9 protein-coding genes are annotated in these 13983 nt (G+C 50.0%); 7 read left to right on the top strand and 2 right to left on the bottom strand.

Features of this window, described 5'->3' with window-relative positions:
• The first annotated feature begins 37 nt into the window (after positions 1-37).
• The 6 genes from ACYVJG_RS07735 (at position 38) to ACYVJG_RS07710 (ending at position 7941) form a co-directional block, all read left to right on the top strand.
• On the top strand, positions 38-2197 hold the full coding sequence (locus ACYVJG_RS07735; RefSeq protein ID WP_460430548.1) for a CHASE2 domain-containing protein: 2160 nt from the start codon (positions 38-40) through the stop codon (positions 2195-2197).
• Positions 2198-2786: 589 nt separating this feature from the next.
• Positions 2787-3068: a DUF4212 domain-containing protein gene (locus ACYVJG_RS07730; RefSeq protein ID WP_460430547.1), complete on the top strand. Its 282-nt coding sequence runs from the start codon at positions 2787-2789 to the stop codon at positions 3066-3068.
• 15 nt (positions 3069-3083) lie between these two features.
• Entirely contained in the window at positions 3084-4871 is a 1788-nt protein-coding gene (locus ACYVJG_RS07725) for a sodium:solute symporter family protein (protein WP_460430546.1), read from the top strand.
• A gap of 106 nt (positions 4872-4977) precedes the next feature.
• The gene (locus tag ACYVJG_RS07720; RefSeq protein WP_460430545.1) at positions 4978-6867 is read left to right on the top strand and encodes a DUF294 nucleotidyltransferase-like domain-containing protein; all 1890 of its coding nucleotides are present in this window, start codon (positions 4978-4980) and stop codon (positions 6865-6867) included.
• Positions 6864-7580 (top strand): 3'-5' exonuclease, encoded by a 717-nt coding sequence (locus ACYVJG_RS07715; protein ID WP_460430544.1) that lies wholly within the window; start codon positions 6864-6866, stop codon positions 7578-7580. The genes ACYVJG_RS07720 and ACYVJG_RS07715 overlap by 4 nt, the downstream gene beginning before the upstream one ends.
• 25 nt (positions 7581-7605) lie before the next feature.
• The gene (locus ACYVJG_RS07710) at positions 7606-7941 is read left to right on the top strand and encodes a hypothetical protein (protein WP_460430543.1); all 336 of its coding nucleotides are present in this window, start codon (positions 7606-7608) and stop codon (positions 7939-7941) included.
• Positions 7942-7981: 40 nt separating this feature from the next.
• Here the strand turns inward: ACYVJG_RS07710 and ACYVJG_RS07705 are convergent, their stop codons facing one another.
• Both ACYVJG_RS07705 and ACYVJG_RS07700 read right to left on the bottom strand, forming a co-directional pair.
• A complete protein-coding gene (locus ACYVJG_RS07705; protein ID WP_460430542.1) occupies positions 7982-11398 on the bottom strand; it encodes an AAA family ATPase in 3417 nt (1138 codons plus the stop codon).
• Positions 11395-12609: an exonuclease SbcCD subunit D C-terminal domain-containing protein gene (locus ACYVJG_RS07700; RefSeq protein WP_460430541.1), complete on the bottom strand. Its 1215-nt coding sequence runs from the start codon at positions 12607-12609 to the stop codon at positions 11395-11397. The genes ACYVJG_RS07705 and ACYVJG_RS07700 overlap by 4 nt, the downstream gene beginning before the upstream one ends.
• Before the next feature lie 91 nt (positions 12610-12700).
• On the opposite strand from ACYVJG_RS07700, the gene ACYVJG_RS07695 reads away from it, so the two are divergent.
• On the top strand, positions 12701-13858 hold the full coding sequence (locus tag ACYVJG_RS07695) for a GGDEF domain-containing protein (RefSeq protein WP_460430540.1): 1158 nt from the start codon (positions 12701-12703) through the stop codon (positions 13856-13858).
• The last annotated feature ends 125 nt before the right edge of the window (positions 13859-13983 follow it).

Here is a 13983-nt window from a genome sequence, read left to right as displayed (position 1 = left end):
GTCTTGTCTCCTCCCGCCTGCTGATCGGTGATATCCGATGTCTTCCTCTTTGTTAAAACGCCTATCTTGGTTATGGCCTATTGTCGCTGCACTGTTGGGAATCGGGTTGTTATTGGCCGATCCCCTGCCGTTGCAAACCCTACGCAATGCAGTTTTTGACCAATATCAACGTTGGCACCCTCGCCCCTATCAAGCCGTACCCGTGCGGATTATTGATATTGATGAAGCAAGTTTGACGCGCCTAGGGCAATGGCCGTGGCCTCGGACACGGATGGCCGAATTGGTAGATAAGCTACGACAAGCCGACGTCGCTGCAATTGGTTTTGACGTGGTATTTGCTGAACCGGATCGCACCTCACCGCAAACAGTGTCACAGCTATGGTCATTGCCTGATGATTGGCAACATAAACTGCAGCAACTACCCGATCATGACCAACAATTTGCCGCCAGCATGGCAAAAGCGCCGGTAGTCTTGGGTTTTGCCCTTGAACGAACGGCCACAGCAACAGCCAAACAACCGGCACGACCATTTCGGTATATCCATGCAGGTGAATCTCCCGACCGTTGGTTTCATCCCTTTGCTGCCGCTGTGACCTCGCTATCGCAGTTTGAACAAGTGGCACAAGGTAACGGTGCCTTATCTTTTGTCCCTGATAATGATGGTGTGGTGCGGCGGGTACCGTTGGTATTAAGCGCCGGAGGACAGCCGGTTTCTACTTTGGTGACCGAAACCTTGCGCGTGGGACAAGGAGCAAAAAATCTGATTCTCAAAGCCGCAGATGAGGCAGACACTGGCCTTGCCGAGATACGTATCGGCGATTTCACTGTGCCCACCACCGCCCACGGTGAGATGTGGGTGCACTATTCCGAGCCAGTTGCTGGGCGTTATCTACCGGCTTGGCAAGTATTGGCCGGTCAGGTGCCGGCAGAGCTATTGCAGGGACATCTGGTGCTGATTGGGGCTTCTGCCCAAGGGTTAATGGACTTACGTTTTAGCCCTTTGGGCCGCATCATGCCGGGGGTGGAAGCCCATGCCCAAGCCTTAGAACAAATTTTGACCGAACATTACTTACAACGGCCTAGCTGGGCAAAGGCGGCTGAAGTGGTAACACTGCTGCTGGTGACTTTGTCGATTGGCTTTGTCTCGTTGCGGCTAGGGGCAATGATTGCCGCCTTGGTGACCAGCGTGTTATTGGCCCTCGTGTTAGGCGGCGGTTGGTTCGCCTTCCGTGATCAGCAACTCTTACTCAATAGCCTCACCCCGGCCATCGTGGGTCTCTCGACTTTTATCTTGGGCAGCTTAATTCATCATTGGCTAAGCGAACGCGAACAGCGTTGGATTAAAGACGCTTTCTCACGCTATGTTTCACCTAATCGGGTTGCTTATCTTGTCGATCACCCTGATGCAATGGCGTTGGGAGGCCGGCGGCAGCAATGCAGTTTTATCTTCACCGATTTGGCAGGTTTTACTTCGCTGATGGAAAGCATCGACCCAAGCGAAGCCGTAGCGTTATTGAACGCCTATCTGGACGAAATGATTGGGATTGCTTTTCGCTATGAAGGTACGCTGGATCGGATTGTCGGCGACGCCGTGGCGATTATGTTCTCTGCCCCCGTTCCGCAAGCCGATCACCCAGCCCGCGCCCTCGCTTGTGCCTTAGAAATGCACACTTTTGCCAGCCGCTATGCCGCCACGCTACAAGCAAAAGGGATTCAGTTTGGCAAAACACGAATTGGGGTGCACTGTGGTGAAGTGATTGTTGGCAACTTCGGGGGGTCAACCATCTTCGATTATCGCGCCTTGGGCGATGCAGTGAACACTGCCGCTCGTTTAGAAAGTGTTAATAAACACCTTGGCACAACGGTTTGTGTGTCAGAGGCCGTACTCCATGCCTGCGCTGACACAGTCGCAGCCCGACCCGTGGGTAAGCTGGTCTTAAAAGGGAAACGACAGGCGTTGCAAGTATTCGAACCAGTTGCGGCAGCCCGACCAGAGCAAGATGCGCCCTTAGCAGACTACCAAGCTTTTTATCAACAACTCCAAGCCAGCGCCAATGACGATGCGAGTTTGCCTGCTTTACAAGCACACATTACCGCCCTCGCCACCCGCTATCCAGCCGACCCGTTAATCCAACTTCACCAGCAACGGCTACTGCAAGGCGAAACGGGCGATGTTCTGGTCATGCACAGCAAATAGGTATTTTTTTGTCATTTGCAGATGAAAAAATGTCAAGCCCACAGTTTTGGCTTGACATTTTTTATTTTAAAAAAACCGCACTGACCTTATGGGGATGAGCCGACAACTTGTGATCTGTGGCAGACCATCGTTTTTTCTTAATAAAAAATTAAGCTAATGAAAACATTATAAAAAGTTTTTTCAAGATGCTTTTCTCGAAGCAAAAACCCTGTTTTCCTCGCCAAACTCCCCTGCATGACGAGATCAAACCCAGCATGCTTAAATCTTATTTAAGTCTGTTAAGACTGCTTTAAGCTATGTTGTTTTTGCGTCAAAAGAATGTATTTTTGAGACAAATCCCCTCATGTTGCAAAAAAGAAACACTTTTTTGCAGAGCATAAAAAAATCCCTCATGCCATTTTCAACCACGCGTGAAGCCTTATCAGATAACAGTTTTTGCTGTGCAATATCGACATCGGTGATGGCTAACATCACAAAATTTGATGCCAAAACTGAATGGATTGTTCTTTGATGAAGGAGGGAAACACATTCCCGCGACGTTCTCGTTAGAACAGGTCAACAAAAACAATTTCATGAGGAGATCGAAACGATGTCATCGATCAAGAAAGACGCAACGGCGCAACAAAATGCCGATGCCTACTGGAAAGACACGCTCAAGCTGTTGTGGATCGTGCTTGCCTTGTGGGCGGTTGTTTCCTACTTTGCGGGGATTTTTTTTGCATCCGCGTTAAATAGCATTCACCTCGCAGGCTACCCGCTTGGGTTCTGGTTTGCGCAACAAGGTTCCATTTATGCGTTTGTGGTGCTGATTTTCTGGTACGCCAAGCAAATGGGCAAGATCGACGAAAAGCACGATGTGCACGAAGACTAACTTGGAGCGTAGATCATGGATGATCTGAAACTCATGACTTATATCGCTGTGGGGCTGTCGTTCGCGCTCTACATCGGTGTGGCTGTTTGGGCACGTGCTGGCAGCACCAAAGACTACTACGTTGCGGGGGGTGGGGTGCACCCCGTGGTCAACGGGATGGCAACGGCGGCGGACTGGATGTCGGCGGCGTCGTTTATTTCGATGGCAGGTTTGATTTCTGCAATGGGTTACGATGGTTCGGTCTATCTCATGGGCTGGACTGGGGGCTATGTGCTGTTGGCGGTGTTGCTCGCCCCGTACCTGCGGAAATTCGGTAAATTCACAGTGCCAGAATTTATCGGTGACCGTTACTACTCGCAAACAGCGCGGATTGTGGCTGTGGTGTGCTTGATCTTTATCTCGTTCACCTATGTTGCTGGTCAAATGCGTGGTGTGGGGATTGTGTTCTCACGCTTCCTCGAAGTGGAAATCACCACTGGTTTGATTATCGGGATGGGCTTGGTGTTCTTCTATGCCGTATTAGGCGGCATGAAAGGCATTACCTACACCCAAGTGGCGCAGTATGTGGTGTTGATTTTTGCTTACACCATTCCAGCCATCTTTATCTCGTTGCAACTCACCGGCCACTTATTGCCACAAACCGGTTTGGGTGCTGACTTGGCCAATGGTCAACCGTTCTTAGCACGCTTGAACACCGTGGTTACCGATCTTGGCTTTGCCAACTACACCACTTCTAGCAAATCGATGGTGGATATTGTCGCCATTACCTTTGCTCTGATGGCGGGTACAGCGGGCTTGCCTCACGTTATCGTGCGTTTCTTCACTGTGCCAAAAGTGCGTGATGCCCGTTCTTCTGCTGGTTGGGCCTTGGTGTTTATCGCCATTCTCTACACCACTGCGCCAGCAGTGGGTGCAATGGCTCGCTACAACGTGATCGCCACCGTGAACACCCACGTTGCTCAAGATAAGCCGTTGCTGGCACAAGAAGCCAACTTGAAAGCAGAAGATCGCCCAGAGTGGATGAAACGCTGGGAAAAAACCGGTCTGCTGAAATGGGATGATAAAAACGGTGATGGCCTGATTCAACACTACAACGACAAGTCGAAAAACCCAGAGGTGTTAGCGAAAGCAGAAGCACTGGGTTACAAAGGCAATGAGTTGACCGTTGACCGTGACATCATGGTGTTGGCCAACCCTGAAGTGGCACAGTTGCCTAACTGGGTGATTGCCTTGGTTGCTGCTGGTGGTATTGCAGCCGCCTTGTCTACTGCTGCTGGTCTGTTGTTGGTGATCTCGGCCGCTATCTCGCATGATTTGTTGAAAGGCGTGATTGCACCGAATATCTCCGAGAAGAGCGAATTGATGGCCGGTCGTGCAGCCTCGGCTGTGGCGGTGTTGGTCGCCGGTTACCTAGGCTACAACCCACCCGGCTTTGTGGCGGAGGTGGTGGCGTTTGCCTTCGGTCTGGCTTGCGCTTCGCTGTTCCCAACCATCTTGTTAGGTATCTTCTCGAAGAAGATGAATACCCAAGGTGCGATTGCAGGGATGTTGACCGGTCTGATCTTCACCTTCTGCTACATTCTCTACTTCAAAGGTATCTTTATCACACCTATGGCAGAGAACATTCCTGCTAACTGGCTGTTTGGTATCTCGCCAGAGGGCATCGGTAGTGTGGGTGCCATCTTGAACGTGGTGGTTGCGCTGATTGTGTCTCGTGTCACACCAGCCTGCCCTGACCATATCCAACACTTGGTGGAAGATATCCGTACACCACGTGGTGCAGGTACAGCCCACGCTCACTAATCCTGAGTTGCTTCAGATAACCCCGACCTCTCGGTCGGGGTTTTTCTCAAGAAAACCGATTGTTGGGTCTGCTTGAGAAAAACCCTGCCCACAGATAGAACACCCTATGACTGCTAACGCTACTTTGTGTCTTGCCACGGTCGAATTTCTGTCGAAACATGCGCCCTTTGACAATATGAAAGCAGAGGACTTGACGTTTATTGCCGAACGTCTGGCCCTCGCCTATTACCCCGAAGGGCATATTGTGTTAGAGCCAGAAATGGGCGCCCCTGCTTATTTCTATATTGTGCAACGTGGAGCCATTCGTGTGGACGGTGCCACCAGTGGCCCGACGCAAGACACCCATGCTTTATTAGAAGAAGGCGAATGTTTCCCAATTGGCGCAGCCAGTGGCGACCGTCCCACCGTCAATCGCTACACGGCAGCAGAAGATACCTTTTGTTATCAACTGGCCAGTGCAGACTTTCATCAGCTCTTACAACAAAGCAGCGAGTTTAATCGCTTTTGTACCGCCTACCTTGCTACCCTGTTGGGGCAAACCCATCTCAATATGCAGCAGTCGTTTCAACAAAAAGCCTTAGAACAACAAGGCATGGCGGCATCACTGTCGCGGTTAATTCGGCGAGAACCGATTACCTGCGCGCCCGACACATCATTAGCCGAGGCGTTTACCGCCATGCACGCGGCACGGGCCGGCTCGATGGTGATTACCGAAGCCGGTGTCCCAATCGGGATTTTGACGCAATCGGATTTATTGCCACGCGTGTTGCTACCGAACACGCCGCTGGACACGCCGATCAGTCAAGTGATGACTCATGCCCCCTTCACCCTCTCAGAACATGCAACGGCATACGATGCCACATTAGCCATGGCCACCCGTGGTATTCGCCATGTGCTGGCCGTCGATGGGGCAGGCCGTTTGCGTGGCGTGATTTCTGAGCGTGATTTATTCGCGATGCAGCGTGTTGGCCTGCGCGAATTGCGTCAACGGATTGAACACGCCAGCGACTTAGCCAGTTTGGTACAGGCAGGGCAAGATTTACAGCAGCTTTCTTATAATTTGTTGGCACAGGGGCTTGGGCCAGAACAATTGACCCAATTTGTGTCAGCAATGAACGATTGTATTGTGCGGCAGGTGATTGCCCTAACTCTGCCTAAACACGATTTACATGATGTTCAATGGTGTTGGTTAGCCTTTGGCTCGGAAGGCCGCGAGGAACAAACTTTCAGCACCGACCAAGACAACGGCTTGGTGTATCTGAGCGAACGGCCAGAGGAAGAGGTCAAACCCAATTTGCTTGCTTTTGCTGCTGAAGTCGTGGCGGGTCTCGATCAGTGCGGTTTCCCACTGTGTCAGGGGCATATCATGGCCAGCAATCCCGACCTCACGCTATCGCTGGATGCATGGCAACGTAAATTCAGCCATTGGATCAGCTCGCCCGATCCCAAAGCCTTGTTAGCCGCCACTATTTTCTTTGACTTGCGCCCTTTAGCCGGCGAGGAATCACTGGCACAGCGTCTGACAAAATATCTTTTACACCACGTCAGCAGCAATACCATGTTCCAACACATGTTAGCCGGCAATGCCCTCAGTTCTCATGTTCCTCTGGGTTTGGTACGCGACTTTGTGACCGAAACCCACCAAGGTCAAAGCGGTTGGTTAGACCTGAAAAAATCTGGGGCACGTTTGTTTGTTGATGCGGCGCGGGTGTTGGCCTTGGCGCATGGCGTGGCGGCGACCAATACCTTATCGCGCTTAGAACAAGCCGCGCCAAGAAGTGGCATTCATCCCGATGTGTTACACGCCATATTAGATGCGTTCCGTTTTATTCAATTACTGCGCCTGCGGCTACAACAAGAGCCGAATACCGACAAATCACGAGCCAATTTATTGCGTGTTGATGAGTTAAATCCGCTAGAACGGCGAATGTTAAAAGAGTCGTTACAACAAGCGCGGCGTTTGCAATCTCACCTAAAAACCCGCTATAGCTTATGAGCACTTGGCTGAAAAAATTGGCTTTTTGGCGCACGCCAAGCGTGCAGCTGACGGCGCTACAACAAGACCGTTTAGCCCGTTGGCAGGCGTTGCCGCGTGCTGACGATTGGGAACAGCCATTTGGTAGTGCGCGATTGGATATTGTTGATGTTGAGTCCAGTGGCCTCAATTTGCGTAAAGACAGTTTGATTGCGATTGGCGCGGTGTCGTTAGATCGACTGTTGTTACAACCCACAGCGGCATTCGAAGTGGTGTTGCGCCAAGAAACTGTTTCTAGCCACGAAAATATTTTAATTCATGGCATCAGCGGCAATATCCAACGCAATGGCCGTGAACCTGCCGAAGCTTTGCTAGATTTTTTAGAATTTAATGGCAAGCGCCCTTTGGTTGCCTACCATGCGTTTTTTGATGAGGCGATGTTGGCGCGCGCGATGCGGCACTATCTTGGTTTTCAATATCAAGCGCCGTGGTTAGATTTAGCTTGGTTGTTACCCGCTTTGTTTCCTGAGCATTATGGTGGGCCGGTGGGATTGGATACTTGGCTCAAGCGCTTTGGTATCACCGTTTTTGCCCGTCACAACGCCATCAGCGACTGTCTGGCCACGGCCCAACTGACCCGAATTGCGATCGAACGGGCACGCAAAAAAGGGATTTATCATGCACAAGGGTTAGCCGCACTAGAAAATGCCAAACGGCGGGCCAGCCGCTTATAAATGACACACCTGAGGATTGGACACCATGCTATCGCTTATTTTCTATTGGGCTTTATTTCTATTTATGTTTTTTATGGCCGGACATTTTATTCGTCTTGCCTTTTTAGTCGGTAAACGGGGCGAGGTAGATAAAATACGCGATTGGCGCGGGCGCGCAGTCGATCATGCGGCTTTCTTAAAAACGCGCTTTGTCGCCCTCAATATCGTCTGTGCCATTTTGCTGTTGCTCAATGGATTTGCAGTGTTGTTATTCGCGTTGCAATTGGAAGCATGGACCAGTATTTGTGCTTTGGTGCTGTGGATGTATTTCACCGCGTTGCAGCTGATGATTTGGCGTTTGCGTCAATTGCAACGGGGCTAAGTCTGACCCGCCAGCAGGGATTCCCCTGCTGGCAATGGTATTAGCCAACAATCTCTAACTTCGCCACACCCAAGCCATATTGTTTACTGACTTTAATTTGTACCGGAATGCGCTGTTTCAGGGCTTCCACATGGCTGATGATGCCAATCATTTTGCCGCGTGCGTGCAAGCGGTCTAAGGCAGCCAATGCTGTTTCAAGGGTATCAGGATCGAGAGTACCAAACCCTTCATCTAAAAATAGCGAATCTAATCGCAGTTGGTGACTGACTAAATCCGACAGCGCCAAAGCCAAGGCCAAACTGACCAAGAAACTTTCCCCCCCTGACAAAGTGCGGGTGTCACGCTCAACCTCACCCTGCCATAAATCGATAATCTCCATCTCTAATTCCGCATCCAGTTTGCGCTGTAACCGATAGCGCCCCTCCAAGATTGCCAAATGTTGATTCGCCAGCGTGATTAAATGTGCCAAGGTCAGCCCTTGTGCAAAGCGGCGGAATTTGTCGCCTTGGGCTGAGCCAATCAGTTGGTCAAGTTTTTCCCAATAATCATAGTCTTGTTGTTGCTGCGCATATTGTTGTAGTAACAACTGCTGTTGTTGTCGTTTTTCGGTATCTTGTTGTAGCAACAATGCCCACTGTGCTAACTGTGTTTGCAGCTGGTTTTGCGCTGTTTGCCGTTGCGCTAACTGGGCGGCGAGTTCTGTCTCTGATAAGGCCGGACAGCCAAGTGCTTGCTGTTGTTGCCACAGCTTTTCTCGCATCCGCCATTCATGTTGTGCTTGTTGCCATTGTTGCTGTCGTTGTTGCTGTTGTGCTAACAACGTGTGATACGCCGTGTCATCTCGCCAAGCCTGTAAAAACGCCGCTTCATCGGCAAACCCAACCCGTTGCAAGGCCTGTTGCCAGCGCTGGTGTTGCTGTTGTCGTGCTAACGCTTGTGCAGTCAATTGTTGTTGTAATTGGCTTAACACACCGGCGGTATGCAAGACCTGTTGCTGGTGTTTTCGCCACATTTCATCACAACGGGTTTCATCAGCAGGAAACACGCTATCCTCTGCGCTTGCTTGCCCCACGCTGTCTGCTGTTTCAGCTAACCGTTGTTGCCACAACGTCGCTTGCTGTGCCAGTTGTTGCTGTTGCAGATGCTGTTGCTGCAGCTGTAAAACCGCTTCTTGCTGTGCGGCTTGCCACTGTTGCCAGAGTTTCAGCTGCTCGGCAATCTGTGCTAAACGCTGTGCAAGGTCTGCGGCATCTCCGGGCAAAGTGGATTGAAGGTGTTGCTCACGTTGTTGTTGTTGCTGTTGTAACAGTTGCAAGGTGGTGGCTAACTGGTGGTGTTGGGTGAGCACTTCATGTAACACCGTTTGCTGTTGTTGCCATTGCTGAGTGGCAGCATGATATTGCTGTGTTGCCTGCTGTATTGCTTTTTCAATGTCAATCAGTGCCTGATGCAAGCCCTGCACCGCATCAAGACGTCGCTTAAACTGTTGATATTGTTGTTGGAAATCTAGCTGGTACTGTGGCAGCAGCGTCATGGTGTCTTGCCATGCCAATAGCGGCATCCCCAAAGCCTGTATCAATCCTTGGCATTCTTGCTCGAGTTTTTCTTGTTGTTTTTGCTTCTCCTCACCACGTTGTTGTAGGTGTTGGCTATCCCGTTCAGCCCGTGTCATCACATCGCGCTGCGTCTTGCCACGCTCTTCACAAGCCGCCAGTTTTTGTTCTAACGCTTTTATCTCGACGGTGAACGCATCACTCTCAATACGGTGATAGGTCGCCACTTCCGGATGTTCTCGCGAACCACACAGCGGACATGGTTCACCGTGTTGTAGTTTGGCGCGGTGGTCGGCGAATTGTTCGATAAAACGGGCTTGTTCGGCTTGTTGTTGGAGGGTTTGTAACTGCTGTTTCAGTTTTTGATAGCAATCCGCTTCCTCATCTCGTTTTTCTGTCGCGGCGGTATATTGTTGCTGTGCGAGTTGCTGTTGTTGTTCGAGGGTCGAGATGTCTAAAGCCAGCTGTTGCCATGATTCCACCGATGCCAACACAGTTTGCCATTGCTGTTGGTACTGTTGCTGTTGTTGCCAACTTTCATACAAAGCAGCAAGGTTAGGCTGATCGCCCAGTTGCTCGGCAAGCTGTTGTTGTAATTGTTGTTGCTGTTGCTCTTGCTCAAACAGATACCGTTTTTTTTGTTCTACCGCCTGTTGTTGCCGTTGTGAAGCCGTTTGCGCGGTGGTGAGTTGGCGTTGTTGTTCGGCAAGTTGTGCGGCTACGCCATCTATTTTGACTTGTTCTTGTTGCAGCATCTGCCACTGCTGTTGCCAAAGGGCATATTGAGTTTGCCATGTCGCAATGTGTGGGCTGTGTGCTAATTTCTCTTGATAGTGTTGTAAGGTAGCTAAGGTCTTTTGATTGTCCACCGCCCACTGTTGTTGTGCCTGTTGCAGTAAACGAGCACCGTGTCTTGCCAATTGGTGGAGTTGTTGCTGTTGCTGCTGTTGGCGTTGTTGTTCACTGTGAAATTGCGTTGTCAGTTGCTGATAACGTTGTTCGGCCTCCTGCCAACGCTGATGATCTGGGGCAATGTCGCGGGCCAATTTGGCTTGTGCTAGACAACGATCTTGCTCGACATAGTCATTCGCTGCCTGTTCAATATTGTTTAATACCTGCTGCGCGTGTTGATAGTCGGCCAAGACCTGTTGCCATGTTTGCCAACGCGCCTGTTGTTGCTCACATTCCGCAATCGCCAACTTCAATTGTTGCAGTTCGTGTTGCCCCTGCTGCTGTTGTTGCAAATATTGATGACGTTCTTCTTCCGTCCACAGCGCAGTATCAGCGACCCGTTGTTTTAACAGTGATAGCGCCTGTTTTTTTTCTCGGGTTTGTTCAAACACCTGCCGTGACAGCTGGCCATACACTTCGGTGCCGGTCAGTTGCTCTAATAGCTCGGCACGTTCATTGATCGGGGCATGTAAAAAGGCAGCAAAGCCACCCTGTGCCAGTAAAACCGATTTGGTAAAACGCGAAAAATTCAGGCCAGTTAAGCTTTCGATGGTTTTCAGTTTGTCTTGGATTTGATGACACAGAATCGTACCGTCCCCGCGTGCCAGTTCTACTGTCGGGGCTTGCAATGTGCCATTCATCTTGCCACGGGCGCGCCGTTGCCCCCAAAAAGCGCGGTACACCTCACCTTGTACCGCAAATTCCACCTCGGCTAAACATTCGGTGCTATGGCGGGTCATCAGCTGATTTTGTTTGGTCGAGATGACTTTTAAGCGTGGGGTTTCGTGATATAAGGCCAAACAAATCGCATCAAACAAAGTTGATTTGCCTGCCCCAGTTGGGCCGGTAATCGCGAATAAGCCGCTTTGTGTAAACGGTGCTTGGCTAAAATCAATCGTCCATTCGCCGCGCAGTGAATTGAGATTTTTAAGCCGCAGTTTCAGGATTTTCATCGCATGATTTCCAGTTGCTGACAAACCAAGTCAAAACGCTGTTGCAACGCTTGGCAGGTTGTTGCATCAAATTCGGTTTGGCTTAAACATTGTTCAAATACCTCTTGCACCGATAATTCATGCAACATTACCGTGTGAGCGGGTTGCAATAGGCTGACCTCTCGCAGAGCCCGTTTCACCCGTAATACTTGCACCGGATACGATGCCAGTTGTTCACGCACCTGATCCACCACATCACGGCTGGTTTGCGGATCGGTCAACACAATTTCTAGCCATAGGGTGTGTGGTGGTGAAATGGCAAGTTGTGACAACCGTGATTCGACGTCAGCCACCAAAGTTTCCATCGACGTTTGAATACTGGCGAGGGCTTGCCAACACGGTACGGGCAGTGTATGAACTTGCAGCCCATCGGATTGACACTCGATCAGATTCATGGATTTTTGTTGGCTTGCTTCATCGAAACTCAACGCCAACGGTGAGCCACTGTAATAGATCGGCAAGGGGGCGGAAATATGCTGTGCCTGATGTAAATGGCCAAGCGCCACATAATCAACCTTTGGAAAGGCTGTCGCCGGAAAACCGCGCAACTTACCAATATAAATTTCACGTACTGATTCACTGCTGCTGCCACCTAATACTGTGAGATGGCCGGTCATCATGATCGGCACAGGCCGAGCAAGGGTGGTTTGTTGCGCTTGGATATAGAAAAAGATTTCGGCATAGCAATCGGCTATCGCTTGCTGCAAAGCCAATTCTTTTTCTTCTGCATCTTGCCCTGCTCGACTGAGCAATACTTCATGTGGCCGCAGATACGGCACAGCAGCCAACCACAATGCCGGCTCGCCGTGTCGGTTTTTTAGCAATCGCACATGGTCTGCTGCTGACAGGCGGTGTGGAATCACCCAAGTCTGTAATTTTTCCAGTAATACACGGCTTTCTTGCAAAGTCGCTGCCGCATCATGGTTTCCCGCCACTACCACCAACTGCGCTCCCGCTGCTTCAACCGTCATCGCCAATTCAAAATACAGTTCACGTGCGGCACTGGTGGGCGTTGCGCTATCAAACACATCCCCAGCCAACAACACGACATCAATTTGCTGTTGCCGAATTTGTTCGCCCAACCATGCAATCAGTCGTTGATGTTCGGCATGGCGTGATTGTCCTAAAAGGAGATGGCCTAAATGCCAGTCGGACGTGTGCAAAATACGCATCGTGATTTCCTACCTTAATCAAAAACAATCTGACATGCCGTGAAGATATTACCTGATTAAATATACTTTTTTTGCCAATATTGAAATAATTATGATATTCGCCTATAGTGTTTCTCAACAACACCGCACAGCGAGGACAGCAATGACGGCATTTGAGAAACTGCTATTTGGTCGGGCAAGCTTTGGCGAGCGGGAAGAATTACAAGAATTTCGCTACCGTTTTCTGTGTGTGGTGTTGATTTCGGGCGCAATTTGTACCGCCTTATTTATTTTGGGAGAACAATCCAAAGTCAACCCGATGTCGGCAGACCATGTTCGCTCGATGGGTTATTTCACTTTTAGCGCAACGCTGTTGTGGTGGCTGTTGCGTGGGCATAAAGAGCGATTTTTTTGGGTTGCCTGTGTATACGAGATTGTTTGCTTATTGGAATATACCTCGGCGCTGATATTTGTCTCGGAAGATGAGCTACGGGTGTTGTGGTTTTTGGTCAATATTCCGGGTGTATATATTTTACTTGGTCGGCGAGCGGGCGCGTTGGTCACAGCAGTAACAGTAGTGGGGTTGGCATTGGGTAATCGCCATCTTGACGCCCCCTATTCACCGAATGCAATGGCAACGTTGCTTATCAGTATTCTCTATCTTGCGGTGTTTTTTCATGTCTACGTCAACCGCGCTATTTCTTATTTTGTGCGGATGCAACAATCGAATCATCAACTGCGCCACATGGCCAGCCACGACACGCTGACCGGCGTGCTCAATGCACGTGCTTATTATGCAAGCTGTGATGCGGCGATTGCTGCTGCCAAACAACATCACACTGACTATGCGGTGTTATTTGTTGACCTCGATCATTTTAAATCGATTAACGACAATTACGGTCATGCAGCAGGAGACATTGTTTTAAAAACCGTGGCGAAAGCGCTTAACGATCACATTCGCTCACAAGATATGTTGGGACGAATAGGGGGTGAGGAATTTTCTATTTTCTTACCTCACACCTCACTGCATGACGCGCTGTTGTTGGCTGAAAGCCTGCGGCAAACGGTTGAACAGCTTATGCCCATGATTGATAACACCCAACGACTGCGAATTACCGCCAGTATTGGCGTCGCCCGCAACCAATATGATGATCAGTCAATGTTTGAAATCCAACAACATGCTGATCAAGCAATGTATGTTGCCAAGTCCCAAGGACGTAATCGGGTGTCTTGTTTTGAAGAACAATCTGTATTTGCTGAATCAGCTTAGCACTACCAGTGGCTAAACCCCGCTGGCAACGGCTTTTAGCGGAAAATTGAGAATAACAAACTCAACTCACGACATGGCCAGCAACTGCAAAAAACTGCAATGGAAAGCAATTATTTTAGTGAGTA

The sequence above is a fragment of the Aquaspirillum soli genome, assembly GCF_054781915.1.
This window is presented reverse-complemented; position numbering and strand designations above follow the sequence as displayed.

What these genes read in the sequence shown, in the direction of transcription:
- ACYVJG_RS07735 (WP_460430548.1), top strand. Translation starts at nt 38, where the DNA reads ATGTCTTCCTCTTTGTTAAAACGCCTATCTTGGTTATGGCCTATTGTC.
- ACYVJG_RS07730 (WP_460430547.1), top strand. Translation starts at nt 2,787, where the DNA reads ATGTCATCGATCAAGAAAGACGCAACGGCGCAACAAAATGCCGATGCC.
- ACYVJG_RS07725 (WP_460430546.1), top strand. Translation starts at nt 3,084, where the DNA reads ATGGATGATCTGAAACTCATGACTTATATCGCTGTGGGGCTGTCGTTC.
- ACYVJG_RS07720 (WP_460430545.1), top strand. Translation starts at nt 4,978, where the DNA reads ATGACTGCTAACGCTACTTTGTGTCTTGCCACGGTCGAATTTCTGTCG.
- ACYVJG_RS07715 (WP_460430544.1), top strand. Translation starts at nt 6,864, where the DNA reads ATGAGCACTTGGCTGAAAAAATTGGCTTTTTGGCGCACGCCAAGCGTG.
- ACYVJG_RS07710 (WP_460430543.1), top strand. Translation starts at nt 7,606, where the DNA reads ATGCTATCGCTTATTTTCTATTGGGCTTTATTTCTATTTATGTTTTTT.
- ACYVJG_RS07705 (WP_460430542.1), bottom strand. Translation starts at nt 11,398, where the DNA reads ATGAAAATCCTGAAACTGCGGCTTAAAAATCTCAATTCACTGCGCGGC.
- ACYVJG_RS07700 (WP_460430541.1), bottom strand. Translation starts at nt 12,609, where the DNA reads ATGCGTATTTTGCACACGTCCGACTGGCATTTAGGCCATCTCCTTTTA.
- ACYVJG_RS07695 (WP_460430540.1), top strand. Translation starts at nt 12,701, where the DNA reads ATGATATTCGCCTATAGTGTTTCTCAACAACACCGCACAGCGAGGACA.